Raw genomic sequence first — 21,180 nt, 5'->3', positions numbered from 1 at the left:
CGACCCGAGGACGCCATGCCCGAGACCATGCAGCAGCTCCTGCGCGAGCGGGCTGACGACGACCAGCCGGCGATCATCCACGAGGACCAGGTGACGTCCTGGCGCGACTACGTGGCCGTGGGCGGCACCGAGGCCGCCGCCCTGCTCGAACTGGTCGACCGCGAGCGGCCCGTGCACGTCGGTGCCGTGCTGGCCAACAGTCCGCAGATGCTGCGCTCCATGGCCGCCGCAGCTCTCGGCGGCTATGTCCTGTGCGGGGTCAACACGACCCGACGCGGAGCCGGGCTCTCCGCTGACATCCTGCGGGCGGAGTGCCAGGTGCTGCTCACCGACGACGAGCACCTGTCTCTCGTGGAGACCATCACCGACGATCTCGCTGCCGCGGACGTCCGGGTCATCAACACCGACTCCGCCGAGTGGTCCGATCTGCTGGGCGCGGCCGGCGCGCTGACGCCGCTCCGCGAGGTCGAGGCGATGGACACGTTCATGATGATCTTCACCTCCGGGACGAGCGGCGACCCGAAGGCGGTCCAGGTGACCCACCTCTTCCCCCTCTTCTCCGGCCTGCACCTCGCTGAGAAGGTCGGCCTCACCGCGGCCGACGTCTGCTACATCTCCATGCCGCTCTTCCACTCCAACGCCGTGGCCGCGGGTTGGGCCCCGGCGGCCTGCAGCGGCGCGGCGATGGTCCCCGCCCGGTTCAGCGCGTCCGGCTTCCTCGACGACATCCGGCGGTACTGCGCGACGTACATGAACTACGTCGGCAAGCCGCTGGCCTACGTCCTCGCCACGCCGGAGAAGGCCGACGACGCCGACAACCCGCTGCGCATCGCGTTCGGCAACGAGGCCAGCGACCGCGACATCGAGGAGTTCAGCCGGCGGTTCGACTGCCGGGTGGTCGACGGCTTCGGGTCCACCGAGCTGGCGATCATCATCACCCGCGACGAGGGCACGCCGCCCGGCTCTATCGGCCGGGGTGGCGAGGAGGTCGCGGTCTTCAACAGCGAGACCCTCGAGGAGTGCCCGCGCGCGGAGTTCGACGAGAACGGCGCGTTGCTCAACGCCGACGAGGCGATCGGCGAGCTGGTCAACACCACCGGCGCCGGCTACTTCTCCGGCTACTACAACGACCCCGCCGCCAACCAGGAGCGGATGCGCCACGGCATGTACTGGTCGGGCGACCTCGCCTACCGCGACGCCGAGGGCTGGGTCTACCTCGCGGGTCGTACCGCCGACTGGATGCGCGTCGACGGCGAGAACCTCGCGGCGGGACCGATCGAGCGGGTGCTCCAGCGCCTGCCGGCCGTCAGCCGGGTCGCTGTCTACGCCGTCCCGGACCCCAACGTGGGTGACCAGGTGATGGCTGCGATCGTGCTCCGCGACGAGTCGGAGCTGACCCCCGGGGAGCTCGAGCGGTTCCTGGCGGCCCAGGCCGACCTCTCCCCCAAGGCCTGGCCGCGCTACGTGCGGCTCACCGCCACCCTGCCGGCGACCGCCACCAACAAGGTGATCAAGCGCGAGCTGGTCGCGCAGGGCGTCGACGGTGGCGAGGGTGTCCTGTGGGTCCGCCAGGAGCGGGGCACGTCCTACGAGGAGCGAGGGTGAGCGAGCGGCACGCCGGCGCCAGCGCTCGTGCTGGTCAACGCACCTTGGCCGCGATCGCCTCGAAGACCGCCGTGTCCGCGTCCCACTCGGAGCCCGGGCGCGGCCAGTGGATCGCCACGTCGGTGATCCCGAGCTCGGCATAGCGGCCGGCCAGGTCGTCGTATGCCGCCGCGGACGCCAGCCACGGCTCGCCGGTGAAGCCGGTCAGCAGCAACCGCGGCATCGCCGAGAAGTCGCGACCCGCGTCCGAGCAGATCCCTTCCATCCGCGCCACCTGGCCGCGCACCTCCTCGGCAGGGTCGTCGGTGACCGGGTTGACCACCCACCCCTGACCGAGCCGTGCCGCGAGCCGCATGCCCCTCGGGCCGCCGGCCGCGATCCAGAACGGCGGCCGCTGCTGCACCAGGCCTGGCGCCACGGTGACGTCGCGGATCGACCAGTACTCCCCCGCCGCCGAGACCGACTCCCCGGTCAGCAGCGCATCGAGATGGGACACCCACTCCTCGAACCGGTTCGCCCGCTCCCGCTTCGTCCAGTCGCGGTCGAGCACGTCGCCGTCGGAGGTGTGCGCACTGCCGCCGGCACCGATGCCGAGGGTCAGCCGGCCACCGGAGATCCGGTCGATCGTGCGGATCGCCGAGGCGGTCGGCACGGGAGTCCGGAAGTTGGGCGAGGTCACCAGGGTGCCGAGCCGGATGCGGGACGTGACAGCCGCGGCCGCAGCCAGGCTCGCATAGGCGTCGTCCCAGGGCGTGTGACCGCGCCAGGCGAGGTGGTCGTAGACCCAGCCACCGACGAAGCCCAGCTCCTCCGCGCGCCGCCAGGTGTCGGCCATCGCCGGCCAGTCGTGGATGGGCCAGAGCACCACATGCAGGTTCACATGGCCATTCTGCAGCCCGCGTGTAGTCAGGACCTGAGCAGGAGCAGCTGATCGATCCGACTCAGCACGCTCTTGCGAGCCTTGCCGGCCTTCTCGACCTCGCGGACCTTGCGGAGCTCGGAGGGGCTCAGGCCGGTCAGACGCGGCTTGATCTCGGCGACGGTCAGGTCGTCGTAGTCAGGGAGGGGATTGGTCGCACCGCCCGTGCGGTCGGACCCGGGCCTGGTGGCGGCGTGGGGTGCCCGGTGGGAGGACTTGGCCACCTGCCGCACCGTGTCGGCGATCCTGCCGGCGGTCTTGCCGGCCGTCGCCATCACCGGCACGACGCCCGCCCCGATGGTCTTGCGGGTCTCGGCCGTCACCGAGTCCAGCACCTGCAGCAGGGCCTGCGAGTAGTCCTTGCTGCTGCTCAGGAGCTGGTTGACGAAACCGTCAGCCTCGGCCCGGCTCAGGGAGCCGCGGGAGACCAGGTCGTCGACGATCTCCTGCAGCCGCGTCCGCTGGATGGTGAGACTGTGCTCGAGGGCACCCTGGAGGGCCCTGAGGTTCTTCGTCACGATGGTGAGGTCCACGGACGGTGTCTTCGGTGGCATGGGCGCCTCCCTGGGAGTTGTCTCGCAGAGTAGACGCCATCACCGTAAGCCGCCAAGCAGCCGTAACCAGTGACCGCGTCAACTGCGGCACGCTCGGGCAAATATGGCTAGTCGTAGCCCGCCTCGACCTGCCATCCCTCCCTGCGCCACACCAGCAGCCAGGCCCGGCCGTCGACGCCCACGACCTGGAAGCGAGCGGATCGGCCGCGATCTGTGGAGCGGTCGCCCTGCTGCCACCAGGTGTCGTCGACAGGCCACGGACCTGCCCAGGAGCCGACGGGGGTCCAGCGTCGTACGGCGACATCGGGCGACGCATCGATCCGGTAGCGCCACGGCTCACCGGTCACCACCCCCCGCTCGGTCACCGCGACGGTCCGCCCCGCCTCGTCGACGACGTCGGCTGCGAGGGGGGTGGAGAAGACCCGCGCCGGAGCGGGACCGGGGATCCGCCCCGGCCACGGTTGGTCCACGGGCCGCAACCCGACGGGACGCTCGCCCCACGGGATCGTCGCCTGCCGGTCTGCGGCGCTCCGGCCACCCTGCAGCACCGGTGTCCGCACCGCGTCGAAACCGATCATCGCCTGCACCCGCGCCACCCCTCGCGTCACCTGCTCGTCGGCACCGCCGCCCCACAGGCCGTCGGCATGGTCGGCGGCCGGCTCGACCGTCTCGGGGAGGAAGCGCACCCGCTCGATCGCTGCCCGCACCGACCCCGGATCGCGCCGGGAACGCAGCCCGGATCCCGCTGTGCCGGCTTGCAGCTGCCAGTGCACGCGGTCGACGAGGTCGCGTGAGGTGAAGCAGCGTGGATGCAGCCAGGTGCGTGCCGACGTCACGACACCGTCGGCCTCCGCCTCGATGCGGACGGCGACGGCGACCAGCTGGCGCCCGGCCAGCCCCTGCACGAACCGCTCGGCGGTGGTCCGGACGCTGAAGCAGACCGCCTCCGCCGACTCCAGCGGCGGCTCGAAGCCGATCTCGCACGCCAGCTCCGGCGGTGGTGTCCGGGACCCGAGCGCGGTCGGCGCGACACCCTGCGCCCGCTGCCACACGCTCAGTCCGAAGCCGCCGAACCGGTTGCTCACCTCCGACGCCGAGAGCCGGCTGAAGTCACCGAGCGTCGTCAGTCCCAACCGGCGGAGGAGATCGGCCAGCTCGCGTCCCTCTGCCTCGTTGCTGTCGTTGGCCAGCACCTGCACCGGGAGCGCCTGCAGGAAGATCGCCGACGTCCCGGGGGGCACCACCACACAGTCCTGGACCATCGCCTGACGGGCGGCCTGCTCGGCCGTGAACAGGTCGTCGGCGACCCCGATCCGGCAGTCCCACACACCGGTCTCGACCAGGTGCTGGGCAACGAGAGCGGCGGCATGGGGCTCACCTCCGAAGTAGAGACCCGGGGCGGGCACCGCGAGCAGTCCCGGCCGGATCGGGGCAACTCCGGGCCGCAGCTCCTCGACCGTGGCCAGCACCGGCTCGAAGTAGCGCGCGTCCCGCTCAGGGTTGGCGGGGAGCAGCACGAGCTCCGGGCACCTCGCCTGGGCATCACGACGCCGCTGGCCGCGTCGTACGCCCTCCGCCCTGGCGGCCGCGTTGCACACCTCGACCACGTTGTTGCTGAGCACGGCGGCCGGCTGGTCACTGACCGGACCGGCGTCACCTGCCTCGGCGAGCTCGAACAGCCCGGCGGTGACCGACCAGTCGGGGCACCATGCCACCATGACTCTCATGGGGCGACCATGACCCTCATGGGAGTCGTACGTCGCGCGTGTCGCGACGGGTCCCGCGCTGGAGCGCGAGCCGGATGTCGCGGTGCCTGAGCCGGCCGCGACCGCGACCGACGCCGTCCCACTCGACCCGCTCGGCGCTCAGGCGGGCCTCGACCCGTGGCCAGTCACCCCAGACGACCAGGGTGGAGGACCGGGCACGGAGCCGGGCGTCAAGCACCGACGCCGACTTGGGGTCGACCAGCGTGGTCGGCTTGAGCACGACGACCTTGAGCACGTCGACGAGCGCAGCCGCCACCTCGAGCCAGAGCTCGCCGGGCTCGGGCACCAGCACCGTCCGCCGCAGGTCGATGCCCCACTGGCACGCTGCCTCAGCACCGAAGTCGCCCCAGCCGGCGAAACCCACCCACTCCCCCGAGCGCGAGGCTCCGGCAGCCAGTGCGAGGGCCAGCGACGCCGAGTCGACGGCATAGCTCGCCCCGGTCCGCAGCTGCACCAGACCCTCCAGCGCCGGGTGCACCGGGACCGTCAGCCGGGTCGGTGCACCCTGGAGCGCCTCGATCCGCTGCTGGAGCTCGACGACCTGGGCACTCACCTCCCCATGTTCGAACACTTGTTCGAACAAATCAAGGGGGCTAGCGCTTGCGCTTCTCCCGCGGCCGCACCTGCAGCACGATCGGGGTCCCGACGAACCCGAACTCCTCCCGCAGCCGGCGCTCGATGAACCGCTCGTAGCCGGCATCCAGCTTGCCCGAGGTGAAGAGCACGAACGTCGGTGGCGCCGATGCCGCCTGGGTGCCGAACAGCACCTTCGGCTGCTTGCCGCTCCGCACCGGGTGCGGGTGCTCGGCCACCAGCCGCCCGAGGAACGAGTTGAGCGCCCCGGTCCCGATCCGCGTCTCCCACCCCTCGAGCGCCTTGTCGAGCGCCGGCACCAGGCGGTCGACGTGCCAGCCGGTGCGGGCGGTGATGTTGATCCGCGGCGCCCACTGGACCTGCACCAGGTCGCGCTCGATCTCCCGGGTCAGGTAGTAGCGACGCTCGGCGTCGACCATGTCCCACTTGTTGAACGCGATCACCAGCGCCCGGCCCGACTCGCGCACCGCCTGGAGGATCCGCACGTCCTGCTCGGCGATCGACTCCTGGGCGTCGAGCACCAGCACGCACACCTCGGCGCGCTCGATCGCGGTCGACGTCCGCAGCCACGCGTAGTACTCGTGCCCGGACGCCTCCTTGATCCGCTTCCGGATGCCGGCGGTGTCGACGAACCGCCAGGTCCGGCCACCCAGCTCGACCAGCTCGTCGACCGGGTCGACGGTGGTGCCGGCCACGTTGTCGACGACGACCCGCTCCTCCCCCGCCAGCTTGTTGAGCAGCGAGGACTTGCCGACGTTGGGACGGCCGACGATGGCGACCCGGCGCGGACCGCCGTACTCCCTGTCGGCGACGGGCGGCGGCTCCGGCAGCACGGCGAGCACGGCGTCCAGCAGGTCGCCCGAGCCGCGACCGTGCAGCGCCGAGACGACGTGCGGCTCGCCGAGGCCGAGGTTCCACAAGCCGTATGCCTCGGCCTCGGCGCGCTCGTCGTCGACCTTGTTGGCGGCGAGCACCACCGGCTTGCCCGACCGGCGGAGGATCTTGACGACCTCCTCGTCGGCGTCGGTGATGCCGACCGTCGCGTCGACGACGAACATCGTCGCGTCGGCGAGCGAGACCGCGATCTCGGCCTGGGCGGCGATCCGCTCTGCCAGGCCGCGTGCGTCCGGGTCCCAGCCGCCGGTGTCGACCACGGTGAAGGCCCGGCCGTTCCACTCGGCGTCGTAGGAGACCCGGTCGCGGGTCACGCCCGGGACGTCCTCGACGACCGCCTCGCGGCGTCCCAGGATCCGGTTGACGAGCGTGGACTTGCCGACGTTCGGCCGTCCGACGACGGCAAGGACCGGTACGGGTCCGGTGTCGATCGCAGGCTCACTCATGCGGCTTCTCCTGGGGGTAAGGGTCCGGGCAGGACGCGGCCGGTCTCGGCCAGCGCGTCCTTCAACCCGGTCAGCATCCGTTGGTGCAGGTCATCGGTCAGCGCGGCGACGTCGGTCCGCAGCCGTGGCCACGGTACGGCGGCCACCGGGATCGGCTGCCCGACCACGATGTCGATCCGGGCCCGCCTCGGCGGGATGGAGTTGGTGTGGCCGCCGGGCTCCCGGCTGCCGATGAAGGTCAGGGGTACGACGGGCGCACCTGTCACCATCGACAGGTAGGCAGCACCGCGCCGGAACGTGTCGAGCTCGCCGTTGCCCCGCGTGCCCTCCGGGAAGACCCCGACGGCGCCGCCCTCGCGCAGCACGCGCAGGGCCATCCGCACGGCGAGCGGATCGGCAGAGAACCGGTCCAGCGGGATCTGACCCGTGAGCGTCAGGAACCGGCCGAGCCTCCCGTCGAACATCTCGATCTTGGTCAGCGCATGCACCGGCCGCGGGGCGAAGATCGCCATCAGCGGCCCGTCGATGATCCCGATGTGGTTGGCGGTCACCACGGCCGGCCCGCGCCGGGGGAAACGCTCGGGGTGCTGGACGCGGACGTCGTACCACCGCCGGATGATCCACCGCGCTGCCGGGCGCCCGCCGCGGAGCAGCCACCGGCTCGGGTGCGGGACCGTGTCACTGCGGGGCGGGTCCTGGTGGGGGGTCATGCCTCCGCCGGTGCCGTCGCGAGGCCGACGACGACGTCGACGACCTCCTCGAGGGTCAGCTCGGTGGTGTCGATGTGGACGGCGCCGTCCGCCATCGTCAGCGGCGCCACCGCCCGGCCGGAATCGATCCGGTCGCGGTTGAGCAGGGACTCCTGGGTCGCGGTGACGTCGGTGGTGCCGGCCTCGGCGGCACGCCGCGCGGCGCGGGCATCCGGGTCGGCGGTGAGGAAGACCTTGAGCCCGGCGGCCGGCCAGACGACCGACCCGATGTCGCGGCCCTCGACCACGATGCCGCCGTCGCCGATGATCTCCCGCTGCTGCTCCACCAGCCGCGCGCGGACCGCCGGCACCGTGCTCACCGGCGAGACCGCCGCGTTGACGGCGTCGCTGCGGATCTCGGCGGACACGTCGACGCCGTCGAGCGTGATCGTCGGCCGGCGCGGGTCGGTGCCTGACTCGAGCCTCGGGCCGTCCGCGTGCGCGGTCACTTCCTGGATGTCGTAGATGTTGACGTCGTGCTGCAGCATCCACCACGCCACCGCGCGGTACATGGCGCCGGTGTCGAGATAGCGGAGGCCGAGCCGCTCGGCGACCGCCCGGCAGGTGCTCGACTTGCCCGAGCCCGACGTACCGTCGACGGCCACGACGAGCGAGCTGAGATCACCTGCATTCACAGGCGACCATGCTACCGGTGAGTCACCCAACCCTTCGATTCCAGCGCGGCCAGCAGGTGCTCCGCACGGCCCTCCGCGACGTCGAGCTCGACCAGGCCCACGGGGCGGCCCGGGTCGTGGTCGATCCGCACGTCCTCGATGTTGACGCCGCTGGCGCCGACGTCGGCGAACAGCCGCGCCAGCTCGCCCGGATGGTCGGGTACCGCGACGTGGACCGCCGAGACGGCCTGGACCGGGCCGCCGTGCTTGCCCGGGATCGCCCGGGTGCCGGCGAGCCCGTGCGCGAGCAGGGACTCGAGGCCGGCCCGGTCGCCGTCGGCGACGGCGGCGAGCGCCAGGTCGAGCCGGTCGCGGACCTCGCGCAGCAGCCCGGCGACGGCCTTGCTGTTGCCGCCGATGATCTGGCTGTAGAGCGTCGGGTCGCCGGCCGCCACCCGGGTCACGTCGCGGACGCCCTGGCCGGTGAGCGCCAGGTGCTCGGGCGCGGCGCCGGTGAGGGTCCCGGCGACCAGGGACGCGAGGAGGTGAGGCACGTGGGACGTCCGCGCCACGGCCTTGTCGTGCTCGGCCGGCGTCAGCATGACCGGCACCGCGCCGCAGACCTCGACCAGGGCGGCGACCCGCCGTACCGCCGTGGCGGAGGCACCGTCGTGCCGGCAGATCGCCCACGGGCGCCCCGTGAACAGGTCGGCCGACGCCGCGAGCGGCCCGGACCGCTCGCTGCCCGCCATCGGGTGGCTGCCGACGTACCGCGAGGCGGCCGGGTGGCCGGCCACTGCCTCCAACGGCGCCGCCTTCACGCTGCCGACGTCGGTGACGACCGTGTCCTCGCCGGCCGTGTCGAGCGCGGCGGCGATGGCCTCGCCGAGGTGGTCCGGTGGCACCGCGACCACGACCAGCGCGGCCACGTCGCCCGGCGCCTTCGGACGACCCGCGCCCAGCCCGGACGCGGTGCGCAGGTGCTCGGCCGAGGTGTCGGACAGGAGCACATCGATGCCTGCCCGCTGGCAGGCCAGCGCGATCGAGGTGCCGACCAGCCCGGCGCCGACGACCTCGACCGGACCGGGTAGGAGATCAGACACGCGGCAAGGCTAGTGGTCCCGCCCTCAGGAAGGCTGGTAGGACCCGAAGGACCAGTGGTTGCCCTCGGGGTCGAGCACGCTGCCGCCGCGGCCGCCATAGTCGTTGTCCTCCAGCGCCCGGGAGACGCTCGCCCCCGCGGAGAGCGCCCGCTCGAACGCCCCGTCGGGATCTCGGGTGATCAGGTAGATGGCCGATCCGCCCGCGTTGCGCACGATCCCGGTCGTGTCGGAGCCGAACATGATGCCGCCGCCCTCGGGCCACAGCCACTCCGCGTGCTCGACCTCGCCGGCCTCGTTGCGGTAGGTCGAGTGCTCGGTGAAGCCGACGGCTCGCAGCCAGTCGATCATCGTGTCGACGTCACGGAAGGTCAGTGCCGGCCACATCCTGACCGACCCGGCAGTGGTCTTGTCGGTTGTCTCAGTCATGCTCCGAGGGTGCCTCGGCGGCAGGGTCCCGGTCTTGAACGAACGGGAACTCCTCGCGCAGCCAGGTCGTCGGCGAGCACCCCGCGAGGGCCGCCCACTCCCGGCTGAGGTGCGCCTGGTCGCTGTAGCCGCACCGGGCGGCGACCTCGGCGAGGGGGCGACGTCCGAGCAGGCCGCGGGCCATCTGGAAGCGCGCCACCCGCTGGAACTCCTTGGGGGTCACGCCGCACTCGTCCCGCACCAGGGTCGACAGCCGGCGCCGGCTGTAACCCACTTCTTCGGCGACGTCACCGACCCGGGCGCCGCGGGTCAGCCGCGCCAGCGCGCGGCCCACCTCGGCGCGCGGACCGGGCCCGTCCGCACTCGCGACGAGGGTCGCCAGGGTGCGGTCGACGACGGCGATCCGCTGCTCCCAGGTGACCGCGTCGTGCAACCGACCCGACAGCTCCCGCAGCGGCCGAGGGACCACGGCCTCGTCGACATCGGTGAGGCTCCCGGCGAGAGCCGCTGCCGGCACGCCGAGGACCGCTCGGGCGCCAGCCACGGTCAGCGCCAGCTGGATGCCGCGCTGGAGCCCGTCGTGGTGGACCGCGGCCGGTGCGGCGTGCAGGCCGGCCAGCGACGTCCACGCGGAGTGGAGGGTGTCCGACCGACCGCCCCAGGAGACCCGCAACGGATCGTCGAGGGGCAGCACGAACGTCAGCGAGGTCCCGGGCAGGCCGCGGTGCACGCCGGGCGCACCGAAGTCCACGTCGTAGGCCACCCGCGCGACGACGTACGGCGCGAGCGCACGCGGGACCGGAGGGGCCGGGATCACGCCTCCACGGTAGCTGCCGGCGGATGGCCTAAAGACCGACCAGGTCCAGCAGCTCGCCGAGCTCGTCGTTCGTGAGCTCGCGGGTCGACCCGTACTGCAGCGACCCGAGCTCGACCGGCCCGAACCGGGTGCGGGTCAGCTTGCGGACCGGATGGCCGACCTGGTCGAGCAGTCGGCGCACGATCCGGTTGCGACCCTCGTGGATGACCAGCTCCACGATCGACTTGTCGGCCGCGGCGTCGATCACCCGCGCCCGGCGTACCTGCACCGGGCCGTCGTCGAGGGTGACCCCGGCCAGCAGGTCGGCGAGAGTGCCGCGGCTGAGCCGTCCTTCGACCTCGGCGACGTAGGTCTTCTCGACCTCGTACGACGGGTGCGCCATCCGGTGGGCGAAGTCGCCATCGTTGGTCAGCAGCAGCAGCCCCGACGTGTCGGTGTCGAGGCGTCCCACGTGGAAGAGGCGTTCGGGACGATCCCCGACCACGTCGGACAGGGTCTTCCTGCCCTCCGGGTCGGACATCGTCGAGACCACGCCCCGGGGCTTGTTGAGCACGAGGTAGACGTGGTCACTGATGGGCGGCAGCCGGTGCCCGGAGACCTTGATGACGGCGGTCCGCGGGTCGACCTTGGTGCCGAGGCGGGTGACGACCTCGTCGTCGACCTCGACCTCGCCGGCGAGCATCAGCTCCTCGCACTTGCGGCGGGAGGCGACGCCGGACTGGGCCAGCAGCTTCTGCAGGCGGACCAGACCTTCGTCGTCGGTCTCGATCTCTCGCGTCACGGAGCGCCTTCGGCGGGTGGCTCGGGGGCTTCGGGCGCGGCCTCGCGCTGCGCGGTCGTCGCGAGCTCTTCCTCCATGTCCGCCATCTCGGGGAGGTAGGGAGCCAGCTCCGGCAGCTCGTCGAGGGAGACCACGCCGATCCGCTCGAGGAAGTACGACGTGGTGCGGTAGAGCGTGGCGCCGTGCTCGCCGTCCTGCCCGGCCTCCTCGACCAGCCCGCGGTTGACCAGGGTCCGCATCACGCCGTCGACGTTGACGCCGCGGATCGCCGACACCCGCGCCCGCGAGACCGGCTGCTGGTACGCCACGACGGCCAGGGTCTCGAGTGCCGCCTGGGTGAGACGGGCCTGCTGGCCGTCGAGCACGAACGCCTCCACGACCGCGGCGTACTCCTCGCGGGTGTAGAACCGCCAGCCGCCCGCGACGTTGCGCAGCTCGAAGCCGCGTCGCTGCTCGTCGTACTCAGCGGCGAGCGCAGCGAGCGCCGCAGCCACCTCGCCCTCGGGATAGCCGACCGCGGAGGCCAGGGCGCGCTGGTCGAGGGGCTCGTCGGCGACCATGAGGACCGCCTCGAGCGCCGGGCGCAGGTCGGCAACGGGGATGGCGAGAACTTCGTCGGTCACTGGTCTTCTCCCTCTGGAGGCGTCTCGTCCGGCGTCGCTTCGCCCGCCGGCACTCCCTCGAACTCGTCGATCTCGTCGATGCTTGCGTCGTCGCCACCCGTCCAGCGGACGCTGAGCTCGCCGAGGGCGGTGACCTGCTCGAACGCCACCGCTCCCTCGCGGAACAGCTCGAGCAGCGACAGGAACCGGGCGACGGTGGTCAACGTGTCGGGCGAGTCGCCGCACAGTGCCCGGAACGTCATGGTGCCACTGCGCTGCAGCCGCTCCATCACGATCGCCGCCTGCTCGCGGACGCTGACTGCCGGAGCGTGGATGTGGTGGAGGCTCACCTCCAGCTCGGGCTTCGGCTCCAGCGCCCGGGCGGCGAGGCCCGCGAACTGCTCGAGGCCGATGCCGATGAGCACCTCGGGCAGCAGGGTGGCGAACCGCTCCTCCAGCCCGACCGCCCGCGGGAAGCGCCGGGACTCACCAACCAGCCGCTCCTCGAGCACGCCGGCGATCTGCTTGTAGGCCTTGTACTGCATCAGCCGGGCGAAGAGCAGGTCGCGCGCCTCGAGCAGGGCGAGGTCCTCCTCGTCCTCGACGTCGCCCTGAGGGAGCAGACGAGCCGCCTTGAGGTCGAGCAGGGTCGCGGCGACCAGCAGGAACGACGTCGTCTCCTCGAGGTCGACGCTGTCGTCGCCCGTCAGACGCTTCGTGTGGGCGATGAACTCGTCGGTGACCTGCGACAGGGCGATCTCGGTGACGTCGAGCTTGTGCTTGGAGATCAGGCTGAGCAGCAGGTCGAACGGTCCCTCGAAGTTGTCGAGTCGCACCTCGAAGGGGTGCTCGTCACCTCGATGGTCAGCCGTCACCGAGGCATTATTCCCCACGCAGTCGCCTGACCAGCGCGGAGTCCTCCCCGTGAGCCTCGAAGTCCGCCAGCACCAGGCTCACGGCCTCGCGCACCAGGCGGCCGCGGTCGACGGCCAGGCCCAGCCGGCCGCGGAGCTGCAACCGGACCTGCTCGATCTCCATCAGCTCCTCGGAGGTGACGTAGACCGTCATCTTCTCGTCGTGCCTGATCCGCCCGGACGGACGCTTCTCGGCCGCTTGCTCCTCGGGGGCGTCCGGTACGGCGCGCACCGGCGCCTTCTTCTTCGGCGCCTCCGACGCGCGAGCCTCGGGGCTGTCCGGAGTGTCTGCTGTGGGTCGGAAGAGGTCGTCGGCGGTCGGCAGGGTCACACGTCGAGACACCGCAGCGCCACCTCCCTCGCCAGCTGCCGATAGGCCTCGGCACCCGCCGACTCGGAGGCGTAGGACGTGATCGGCTCGCCCGCGACGGTGGAGTCGCTGAACTTCACCGTCCGTCGGATGACGGTGTGGAAGACCTGGTCGCCCCAGGCCTGGACCAGCCGCTCGAGGACCTCGCGCCCGTGCAGGGTGCGGCCGTCGAACATGGTGCCGAGCACGCCGTCGATCTCGAGCTTGGGGTTGAGCCGCTCCTGGACCTTGTCGATGGTGTTCTTGAGCAGCGCGACGCCGCGCAGGGCGAAGTACTCGCACTCCAGCGGCACGATCACGCCGTCGGACGCCGTGAGGGCGTTGACGGTCAGCAGGCCGAGCGAGGGCTGGCAGTCGATGAGGATGACGTCGTAGGCGGCGATCGCCGGCGCGAGCACCCGTTGCAGGGTCTGCTCGCGGGCCACCTCGTGCACCAGCTGCACCTCGGCGGCCGAGAGGTCGATGTTGGACGGGAGCAGGTGCATCCCCGGCACGCCGGACGGCACCACGACGTCCTCGAGACGCGTCGTGCGGTCCAGCAGCAGGTTGTAGACCGTCTTCTCCATCTCGTGCGGGTTGAGGCCGAGACCCACCGAGAGCGACCCCTGCGGGTCGAAGTCGACCAGCAGCACGCGGCGGCCGAACTCCGCCAGCGCCGCGCCGAGGTTGATCGTGGTGGTGGTCTTGCCGACCCCGCCCTTCTGGTTGCACATCGAGATGACGCGGGCGGGCCCGTGCTCGGTGAGCGGCTTGGGGTCGGGCAGCACCGGCATCGGCCGGCCGGTGGGGCCGAGCGGGGTGCCGTCCGCGACCGGCTCGGTCGTGGTGCTGGGCACCACCTGTACCTCGGCGCCCATCTCGGGCCGTGCGAAGGGAAGCAGGTCGGACACGTCGTTCCTCTCGGGGACTCTTGCCCGAGGTGGCATGTCCGGAGCGCTGGATCCTGAGTTGAAACCGCCCATCATCGCCAAATCTCCATGACTCCGCGTCACCTCGGTCCTGTCACGGGCGGCTTCCCCACCGCCCTGAACTGATCGTGGCTCCAGTCAACAATGTCGACACGGCGACTTTGGGGAGACACGCTGGCAAGGATCGGACTCCTAGAGTCGGCGCATCCCGAGCGTTCGTACGACGGCCTCGCCGGCCGCGTCGGACGCGGCGAGGTCCACCTCGGCCTCGATCACCCAGTCGTGGTGGTAGGCCGGGTCGTGGATGGTCTGCGTGACCCGCCAGGTGGAGCTTCCCCGCTCGACCGCCAGCAGGTCGGGCCCGCGGGCGTCGCCGTCGGTCAGCACCCGGTCGTGCTCGTCGTAGTAGGACCCGATCGCGCGGTCCCAGTCGTCGCGGCTCATCTCGCCGCCGGGTTGCGCTGTCTCGAGCGCCTCCAGCCCGTCGAGGTCGTCGCGGGACACCAGGTCCACCCGGCGCCACATCGCGTTGCGCACCATCACGTCGAACACCCGGCCCTGCTGGCTGAGCGGTCGCGGCGGCGGAGGCGGTGCGTGGTCGAGCACCTCACGCGCGGCGTGGTCGGGGTCGGAGAGCGCCTCCCACTCGTCGAGCAGCGAGGAGTCGACCTGGCGCACCGTCTCCCCCAGCCAGTCCTCGAGCAGCGCCAGCTCCTCGGTGCGGTGCGACGCCGGCACCGTCTGCCGCAGCCCTCGGTAGGCGTCGGTCAGGTAGCGCAGCACGAGGCCCTCGGACCGGGCGACCTGGTAGCGGCCGACCAGGTCGGTGAAGCCCATGCCCTGCTCCCACATCTCGCGCACGACCGACTTCGGCGCGAGGGCGTCGGGCGAGAGCCAAGGGTGCCGCTCCCGGTAGGTCTCGTAGAGCGGCTCGAGCAGCTCGGCGAGCGGTCGGGGCCAGGTCACGTCCTCGATCAGGGCCATCCGCTCGTCGTAGTCGACCCCTTCGGCCTTGAGCGCACCGATCGCCTCGCCCCGCGCGGCGTGCTGCTGGGCGTAGAGGAGCGGCCGCGGCGCCTCCAGCACCGCCTCGACCACCGAGACCACGTCGAGGGTGAACGTCTCGGAATCAGGGTCGAGAACGTCGAGCGCCGCGAGGGCGAAGTGGGACAGCGGCTGGTTGAGCGCGAAGTCGACCGGCAGCGCCTCGGTCAGGACGTAGCGCCGGCCGAACCGGTCGACCTCGTCGAGGCGGGTCAGCACGTCGGACGCCAGCAGGCTCTTCGTGAGCCGCACCGCCCGCCGGGCGAGCCGCAGCTGGCTGCGCCGGTCCTCGTGGTTGTCCATCGTGAGCCGGCGCAGCACCGGGAACGCGTCCTCCTCGCGGGCGATCACGTTGACGAGCATCGCGTTGTCGACCTTCATCTGCGACTTGAGCGGCTCCGGACGGCCGGACACCAGCTTGTCGAAGGTCTGCTCGGTCCACACGACGGTGCCGGGCGGTGGTTTCTTGAGCTGCGCCTTGGAGCCGCGCTTGGCGCGCTTCTCCTCGCTCATCGCCGCGTTCTTGGCTGCTGCCTTCGCCTTGGCGCGCTCGTTGTCGATCACGTGCTCCGGCGCCTGCACGACCACGTAGCCCGCGGTGTCGAAGCCGGCCCGTCCGGCGCGCCCCGCGATCTGGAGGAACTCCCGGGACTTGAGCACGCGTTGCCGCTGTCCGTCGTACTTCGCGAGGCCGCTGAACAGGACCGTGCGGATCGGCACGTTGATGCCGACGCCGAGGGTGTCGGTGCCGCAGATGACGGTGAGCAGGCCGGCCTGGGCGAGCTGCTCGACCAGCCGTCGGTAGCGGGGCAGCATCCCGGCGTGGTGGACCCCGATCCCCCTGCGCAGCAGCTTGGACAGGGTCTTGCCGAAGCCGGCGGCGAACCGCACGTCCCCGAGCCGTTCGGCAATCGCCTCCTTCGCCTCACGCCGGGCGTCGAAGATCGACTTCCCGGCCAACCCGGAGGCCTGTGCGACCGCGTCGGCCTGGGAGAAGTGGACGACGTAGACCGGTCCCTGGCCCGTCGTCACCAGCTCTTCGAGAGTCTCGTCCAGCGGCGTCACCGACCAGGAGAAGGTCAGCGGCACCGGTCGCACCGCGTCGTCGACGACCGCGGTTTCCCGTTCGTTGCGCCGGGTGATGTCGGCGGCGAGCTCGGTGACGTCGCCCAGCGTCGCCGACATCAGCAGGTGCTGGGCGTGCGGCAGCTCGATGAGCGGCACCTGCCAGGCCCACCCGCGGCCGGGCTCGCCGTAGAAGTGGAACTCGTCCATGACGACCAGCCCGACGTCGGCCCGCTCGCCCTCGCGCAGGGCGATGTTGGCCAGCACCTCGGCGGTGCAGCAGATGATGGGCGCGTCCGGGTTGACGGACACGTCGCCGGTGAGCATCCCGACGTCGTCGGCACCGAAGACCTCGCACAGGTCGAAGAACTTCTCGCTGACCAGCGCCTTGATCGGGGCCGTGTAGAACGAGACCCGGTCGTCGGCGAGAGCCGCCATGTGGGCTGCCAGGGCGACCAGTGACTTCCCCGACCCGGTCGGCGTCGCCAGGATCACGTTGTTGCCGGCGAGGAGCTCGAGGACCGCCTCCTCCTGGTGCGGGTAGAGCTCGAGCCCACGTTCGACGGCATGGGCGAGCACCCGGTCGTAGGCGGAGCTCATCGGGTCGGTGCCGTCACCCATTTCTTGCCCGGGGGTGCGCGGTGGCGAAGACCTCGCGCAGGTTGTCGACCGTGACCAGCGTGTACACCTGAGTGGTGGTGACCGACGCGTGCCCGAGCAGCTCCTGGACCACGCGTACGTCGGCGCCGCCGTCGAGCAGGTGGGTCGCGAACGAGTGCCGCAGGGTGTGCGGCGACACGTCCTTGGTGACGCCTGCTCGCTCCGCCGCCTTCACCAGCACCGCCCAGGCCGATTGCCGGGAGAGTCGCCCGCCGCGGGCGTTGAGGAAGAGCGCCGGAGTGCCCTTGCCGTCCAGCAGCGCCGGGCGGCTACGGACCAGGTAGACCGAGACCGCTTCCAGGGCGTAGGACCCGACGGGGACCATCCGTTCCTTGCCACCCTTGCCGCGCAGGAGGACGGTGCCTTCGGCGCCTGCCTCGGTGTCGACGTCGTCGACATCGAGACCCACTGCCTCGCTGATCCTCGCGCCGGTCCCGTAGAGCACCTCCAGCAGCGCCCGGTCGCGCAGGGCGAGCGGCGTGCCGGGTGCGCCCGCCGCCTCCAGGATCGCCTCGACGTCGGCGAGCGGGAGTGCCTTGGGCAGCCGCTTGGCCGGGCTGGGCGGCTTCACGGCTGCCGCGGGATCGAGGTTGGAGAGACCGTCGGCGACCGCGAACCTGTGGAGGCCGCGCACCGCCACCACCGTCCGCGCGGCCGACGACGCGCTGAGCGGCGGGTGCACCGCGTCGCCCTCCCGGAGCCGCACCAGGAACTCGATGACCGTCGCCTCGGCGATGTCGTCGAGCCCTGCGATCCCCTTCTCGTCCAGGAACTCGCGGTAGCGCCGCAGGTCCCGCCGGTACGACGAGAGGGTGTTCGCAGCGAGGCCCTTCTCGATGCTCAGGTGGTCGAGATAGGTCCGGATCGCCCGGTCGATGGTCCCGGTCGTCCCCGCCGTACCTGGGCTCACCGTCATGTCGGTGGAGTCATCAGGCCAGGGCTTCGGCGAGCTCGACCGACTCGATCCCGACCGCTTCGCCGACCGGAGCGTTGGTGAGCCTGCCGCCGTGGGTGTTGAGGCCGAGCGCCAGGCTGTGGTCGCCGCGGCAGGCCTGCTGCCAGCCCTTGTCCGCGAGCGCGACGGCATACGGCAGGGTCGCGTTGGTGAGTGCGTAGGTCGATGTGTTGGGCACGGCTCCCGGCATGTTCGCGACGCAGTAGAAGATCGAGTTGTGCACCGGGAACGTCGGGTCGGCGTGCGTCGTGGGACGGGTGTCCTCGAAGCAGCCGCCCTGGTCGACCGCGATGTCGACCAGCACCGAGCCCGGCTTCATCTGCGCCACCAGGGCGTTGGAGACCAGCTTGGGTGCCGCCGCGCCGGGGATCAGCACCGCGCCGATCACCAGGTCGGCCTGCTTGACCTGCTCCTCGATGGCCAGCTTCGACGACGCGAGCCCGTGGACCCGGTTGTTGTAGCGCCAGAACGACATCCGCAGCTTGTCGAGGTCGGTGTCGAGCAGGGTGACGTCCGCCCCCATGCCGAGCGCGATGTTGGCGGCGTTCTGGCCGGCCACACCGGCGCCGATCACGACCACCTTGGCGTTGGCGACGCCGCCCACGCCGCCGAGCAGCACCCCACGCCCTCCCTGGGCCTTGAGCAGCGAGTGCGCGCCGACCTGCGGGGCCAGGCAGCCGGCGACCTCCGACATCGGGTAGAGCAAAGGCAGACCGCCGGAGGGAAGCTGCACCGTCTCGTAGGCGATCGCGGTCACCTCGCGCTTGATCAGCTCCTCGGTGAGCGGCTTGTCGGCAGCGAGGTGGAGGTAGGTGAAGAGCACCAGCCCCGGACGCATCCGGTGGTACTCCTCCGCGATCGGCTCCTTCACCTTGAGCACCATCTCGGCGGTGCCCCAGACCTCGTCGGCCGAGGGCAGCAGCGACGCCCCCGCCGCGGCGTACTCCTCGTCGGGGATGCCGGACCCGGCTCCCGCACCCGCCTCGATGAAGACCTCGTGACCGTGGGCCACCAGCTCGTTCACGCCGATGGGCGTGATCGCGACCCGGTACTCGTGGTTCTTGACTTCCTTCGGTACGCCGACTCTCACGAGCGCGACTGTATAACGGCGTAGGCAAGTGTCGCGATCGCCACCGGGCCCTCCCTGATCCGCCCGTCGCGAACCGCCGCGAGCAGGTCGTCGAACGGCGCCCAGAACACCTCCAGGTGGGCTTCCTCGTGCTCGGCGACATAGCCGGTCTCGACCTCGCGCAGACCGCGGGCGACGTAGACGTGGTGGACCTCGCTCGAGATCCCGACCGAGGGGTACGTCGTGATCAGGTGCTGCCATTCCGACGCCTCGAGCGAGACCTCCTCCCGCAGCTCGCGCTTGGCGGTCTCGACCGGGTCCTCGCCGGGCACGTCGCAGATGCCGGCCGGGATCTCGACGAACGTCCCGCCGCCGGGGTGGCGGTACTGCCGGATCAGGCAGACCTGCTCGACGCCGTCGCGGACGTCGATCGCCAGCGCCATCGCGGCACCGGGATGCTCCACGACCAGTCGTCCGAACGGCTCGGCGCCGTCCTGTCCTTGCTCCTGGCCCGGCGGGTTGATCAGGTCGCGGCGCAGCGCGACCACCCAGCCGTCACGGTGCAGGTCGGTCGACGAGACGACCGGCCAGGAGCCCGGAGAGTCCGCGAGCGGGTCGCTCACGCCTCGGCCGGCTCGGGGCGCAGACCCGACTCGTCGAGGGGGATCCGGAGCTCCCGCTGCCGCTCGAGCGCGGCACCGATCAGCCCCGCGAACAGCGGGTGCGGCCGGGTCGGGCGGGACCGGAGCTCGGGGTGCGCCTGGGTCGCGACGTAGTAGGGGTGCACGTCGCGTGGCAGCTCGACGAACTCCACGAGGTCGAGGTCCGGGTTGAGCCCGGAGAAGACCATCCCCGCCTCCTCCAGCCGGTCTCGGTAGGCGTTGTTGACCTCGTAGCGGTGCCGGTGTCGCTCCTCGATCTCCTGCGCACCGTAGGCCTCGGAGACCAGGGAGCCGGCCGTGAGCCTGGCCGGGTAGAGGCCGAGCCGCATGGTGCCGCCGAGGTCGCCCTCGCCCTCGACGATCTGCTTCTGCTCCTCCATGGTCGCGATCACCGGCTCGGGCGTGTCGGCGTCGAACTCCGTCGAGTCGGCCTTCTCGAGTCCGAGCACGTTGCGGCTGTACTCGATCACCATGCACTGCAGGCCGAGGCACAGGCCCAGGGTCGGGATGCCGTGGGTGCGCGCGTAGGTGAGCGCCCCGACCTTGCCCTCCAGCCCGCGCACGCCGAACCCACCCGGAACGCACACGGCGTCGACGTCCTGGAGGTGCTTGGCGGCACCGGACGGCGTCGAGCACTCGTCGGAGGGGATCCAGCGCAGGTCGATCCGGGTCTCGTGCGCGAAGCCACCCGCGCGCAGGGCCTCGGCGACCGACAGATAGGCGTCGTGGAGGTCGACGTACTTGCCGACCAGAGCGACCACGACCTCCTCCTTCGGGTGGTGCACCCGGCGGAGGAGGTCGTCCCAGTCGGTCCAGTCGACGTCGCGGAAGGGAAGGTTGAGACGTCGTACGACGTAGGCGTCGAGGCCCTCGCTGTGCAGGACCTTCGGGATGTCGTAGATCGACGGCGCGTCCGCCGCGGTGACCACCGCCTCCTCGTCGACGTCGCACATCAGCGAGATCTTGCGCTTGATCGAGTCGGGCAGCTCCCGGTCGGCGCGGCACACCACCGCGTCCGGCTGGATGCCGACCTGGCGCAGCGCGGCCACCGAGTGCTGCGTGGGCTTGGTCTTCAGCTCGCCGGAGGGGCCGATGTAGGGAACCAGCGAGACGTGCAGGAAGAAGCAGTTGTCGCGGCCGATGTCGTGCCGCACCTGGCGGGCCGCCTCGAGGAAGGGCAGCGACTCGATGTCGCCGACGGTGCCGCCGATCTCGGTGATGACGATGTCGACCGGCGTGGTCCCGCGCCCCATCGCGAGGATCCGGTCCTTGATCTCGTTGGTGATGTGCGGGATCACCTGGACCGTGTCGCCGAGGTACTCGCCCTTGCGCTCCTTCGCGATCACCTGCGAGTAGACCTGGCCGGTCGTGACGTTGGCGATCTGGCCGAGGTCGGTGTCGAGGAACCGCTCGTAGTGGCCGATGTCGAGGTCGGTCTCGGCGCCGTCGTTGGTGACGAAGACCTCGCCGTGCTGGAACGGGTTCATCGTGCCGGGATCCACGTTGAGGTAGGGATCCAGCTTCTGCATGGTCACCCGCAACCCGCGGCTGCGGAGCAGCCGACCGAGGCTCGAGGCCGTGAGTCCCTTCCCGAGCGAGGAGGCGACGCCTCCGGTCACGAACAGATGCTTCGTCGTCCCACTCGGTGGCGCCATCTTCACGG

The 21,180-nt window shown here is 71.4% G+C and carries 21 protein-coding genes; 1 reads left to right on the top strand and 20 read right to left on the bottom strand.

Going from position 1 to position 21,180, the window contains the following annotated elements:
- The first annotated feature begins 15 nt into the window (after positions 1-15).
- Positions 16-1,605 (top strand): fatty-acid--CoA ligase FadD1, encoded by a 1,590-nt coding sequence (gene fadD1, locus SHK19_RS10905; RefSeq protein ID WP_322938650.1) that lies wholly within the window; start codon positions 16-18, stop codon positions 1,603-1,605.
- 34 nt (positions 1,606-1,639) lie between these two features.
- On the opposite strand, the gene SHK19_RS10900 is transcribed toward fadD1, so the two are convergent.
- The 20 genes from SHK19_RS10900 to SHK19_RS10805 all read right to left on the bottom strand — a co-directional run bounded on the left by SHK19_RS10900 (position 1,640) and on the right by SHK19_RS10805 (position 21,172).
- A complete protein-coding gene (locus SHK19_RS10900) occupies positions 1,640-2,485 on the bottom strand; it encodes an LLM class flavin-dependent oxidoreductase (protein ID WP_322454990.1) in 846 nt (281 codons plus the stop codon).
- 26 nt (positions 2,486-2,511) lie between these two features.
- Entirely contained in the window at positions 2,512-3,057 is a 546-nt protein-coding gene (locus tag SHK19_RS10895; RefSeq protein WP_322454989.1) for a hypothetical protein, read from the bottom strand.
- Positions 3,058-3,185: 128 nt separating this feature from the next.
- Positions 3,186-4,805: a DNA polymerase Y family protein gene (locus SHK19_RS10890; RefSeq protein ID WP_322938649.1), complete on the bottom strand. Its 1,620-nt coding sequence runs from the start codon at positions 4,803-4,805 to the stop codon at positions 3,186-3,188.
- A gap of 16 nt (positions 4,806-4,821) precedes the next feature.
- On the bottom strand, positions 4,822-5,397 hold the full coding sequence (locus SHK19_RS10885; RefSeq protein WP_322938648.1) for a hypothetical protein: 576 nt from the start codon (positions 5,395-5,397) through the stop codon (positions 4,822-4,824).
- Between the two features lie 40 nt (positions 5,398-5,437).
- Positions 5,438-6,778: a ribosome biogenesis GTPase Der gene (gene der / locus SHK19_RS10880; protein ID WP_322938647.1), complete on the bottom strand. Its 1,341-nt coding sequence runs from the start codon at positions 6,776-6,778 to the stop codon at positions 5,438-5,440.
- On the bottom strand, positions 6,775-7,488 hold the full coding sequence (locus SHK19_RS10875; protein WP_322454985.1) for a lysophospholipid acyltransferase family protein: 714 nt from the start codon (positions 7,486-7,488) through the stop codon (positions 6,775-6,777). Before SHK19_RS10875 ends, der begins: the two co-directional genes overlap by 4 nt.
- Complete coding sequence (gene cmk, locus SHK19_RS10870) at positions 7,485-8,162, bottom strand: (d)CMP kinase (RefSeq protein WP_322938646.1); 678 nt, start codon at positions 8,160-8,162, stop codon at positions 7,485-7,487. Before cmk ends, SHK19_RS10875 begins: the two co-directional genes overlap by 4 nt.
- Positions 8,163-8,173: 11 nt before the next feature.
- Positions 8,174-9,244, bottom strand: a complete 1,071-nt coding sequence (locus tag SHK19_RS10865; protein WP_322454983.1) for a prephenate dehydrogenase — start codon at positions 9,242-9,244, stop codon at positions 8,174-8,176.
- Between the two features lie 24 nt (positions 9,245-9,268).
- Positions 9,269-9,670 (bottom strand): VOC family protein, encoded by a 402-nt coding sequence (locus SHK19_RS10860; RefSeq protein WP_322454982.1) that lies wholly within the window; start codon positions 9,668-9,670, stop codon positions 9,269-9,271.
- Positions 9,663-10,487 (bottom strand): helix-turn-helix domain-containing protein, encoded by an 825-nt coding sequence (locus SHK19_RS10855; RefSeq protein ID WP_322938645.1) that lies wholly within the window; start codon positions 10,485-10,487, stop codon positions 9,663-9,665. The genes SHK19_RS10860 and SHK19_RS10855 overlap by 8 nt, the downstream gene beginning before the upstream one ends.
- A 28-nt stretch (positions 10,488-10,515) precedes the next feature.
- A complete protein-coding gene (locus SHK19_RS10850; protein ID WP_322454980.1) occupies positions 10,516-11,268 on the bottom strand; it encodes a pseudouridine synthase in 753 nt (250 codons plus the stop codon).
- Positions 11,265-11,828, bottom strand: coding sequence for an SMC-Scp complex subunit ScpB (gene scpB, locus SHK19_RS10845; RefSeq protein WP_405030495.1), 564 nt, complete (start codon positions 11,826-11,828; stop codon positions 11,265-11,267). Before scpB ends, SHK19_RS10850 begins: the two co-directional genes overlap by 4 nt.
- 59 nt (positions 11,829-11,887) lie before the next feature.
- Positions 11,888-12,745 carry a segregation and condensation protein A gene (locus SHK19_RS10840; RefSeq protein WP_322454978.1) on the bottom strand — a complete coding sequence of 286 codons (858 nt, stop codon included), beginning with the start codon at positions 12,743-12,745 and terminating at the stop codon, positions 11,888-11,890.
- Between the two features lie 7 nt (positions 12,746-12,752).
- On the bottom strand, positions 12,753-13,127 hold the full coding sequence (locus tag SHK19_RS10835; RefSeq protein ID WP_322454977.1) for a hypothetical protein: 375 nt from the start codon (positions 13,125-13,127) through the stop codon (positions 12,753-12,755).
- Positions 13,112-13,927, bottom strand: a complete 816-nt coding sequence (locus SHK19_RS10830) for a ParA family protein (protein WP_322455594.1) — start codon at positions 13,925-13,927, stop codon at positions 13,112-13,114. The genes SHK19_RS10835 and SHK19_RS10830 overlap by 16 nt, the downstream gene beginning before the upstream one ends.
- A gap of 327 nt (positions 13,928-14,254) precedes the next feature.
- Positions 14,255-16,792, bottom strand: a complete 2,538-nt coding sequence (locus SHK19_RS10825; protein ID WP_322454976.1) for a DEAD/DEAH box helicase — start codon at positions 16,790-16,792, stop codon at positions 14,255-14,257.
- Positions 16,785-17,747: a site-specific tyrosine recombinase XerD gene (gene xerD, locus SHK19_RS10820; protein ID WP_322938643.1), complete on the bottom strand. Its 963-nt coding sequence runs from the start codon at positions 17,745-17,747 to the stop codon at positions 16,785-16,787. Before xerD ends, SHK19_RS10825 begins: the two co-directional genes overlap by 8 nt.
- Positions 17,748-17,760: 13 nt before the next feature.
- A complete protein-coding gene (gene ald, locus SHK19_RS10815; RefSeq protein ID WP_322454974.1) occupies positions 17,761-18,876 on the bottom strand; it encodes an alanine dehydrogenase in 1,116 nt (371 codons plus the stop codon).
- Positions 18,873-19,478, bottom strand: a complete 606-nt coding sequence (locus tag SHK19_RS10810) for an NUDIX hydrolase (RefSeq protein ID WP_322454973.1) — start codon at positions 19,476-19,478, stop codon at positions 18,873-18,875. Before SHK19_RS10810 ends, ald begins: the two co-directional genes overlap by 4 nt.
- On the bottom strand, positions 19,475-21,172 hold the full coding sequence (locus tag SHK19_RS10805; protein WP_322455593.1) for a CTP synthase: 1,698 nt from the start codon (positions 21,170-21,172) through the stop codon (positions 19,475-19,477). Before SHK19_RS10805 ends, SHK19_RS10810 begins: the two co-directional genes overlap by 4 nt.
- Positions 21,173-21,180 lie beyond the last annotated feature (8 nt).

Source organism: Nocardioides bizhenqiangii (assembly GCF_034661235.1).
GTDB lineage: Bacteria > Actinomycetota > Actinomycetes > Propionibacteriales > Nocardioidaceae > Nocardioides > Nocardioides bizhenqiangii.
The sequence above is the reverse complement of the archived record's forward strand: the minus strand, read 5'-3'. Positions and strand labels throughout refer to the sequence as shown.

Bases quoted from the DNA above. Each gene is read 5' to 3' on its own strand.
- fadD1 (WP_322938650.1), top strand. From the start codon at position 16: ATGCCCGAGACCATGCAGCAGCTCCTGCGCGAGCGGGCTGACGACGAC.
- SHK19_RS10890 (WP_322938649.1), bottom strand. From the start codon at position 4,805: ATGAGAGTCATGGTGGCATGGTGCCCCGACTGGTCGGTCACCGCCGGG.
- der (WP_322938647.1), bottom strand. From the start codon at position 6,778: ATGAGTGAGCCTGCGATCGACACCGGACCCGTACCGGTCCTTGCCGTC.
- SHK19_RS10875 (WP_322454985.1), bottom strand. From the start codon at position 7,488: ATGACCCCCCACCAGGACCCGCCCCGCAGTGACACGGTCCCGCACCCG.
- SHK19_RS10860 (WP_322454982.1), bottom strand. From the start codon at position 9,670: ATGACTGAGACAACCGACAAGACCACTGCCGGGTCGGTCAGGATGTGG.
- scpB (WP_405030495.1), bottom strand. From the start codon at position 11,828: ATGGTCGCCGACGAGCCCCTCGACCAGCGCGCCCTGGCCTCCGCGGTC.
- SHK19_RS10830 (WP_322455594.1), bottom strand. From the start codon at position 13,927: ATGCCGGTGCTGCCCGACCCCAAGCCGCTCACCGAGCACGGGCCCGCC.
- SHK19_RS10825 (WP_322454976.1), bottom strand. From the start codon at position 16,792: ATGGGTGACGGCACCGACCCGATGAGCTCCGCCTACGACCGGGTGCTC.
- xerD (WP_322938643.1), bottom strand. From the start codon at position 17,747: ATGACGGTGAGCCCAGGTACGGCGGGGACGACCGGGACCATCGACCGG.
- SHK19_RS10805 (WP_322455593.1), bottom strand. From the start codon at position 21,172: ATGGCGCCACCGAGTGGGACGACGAAGCATCTGTTCGTGACCGGAGGC.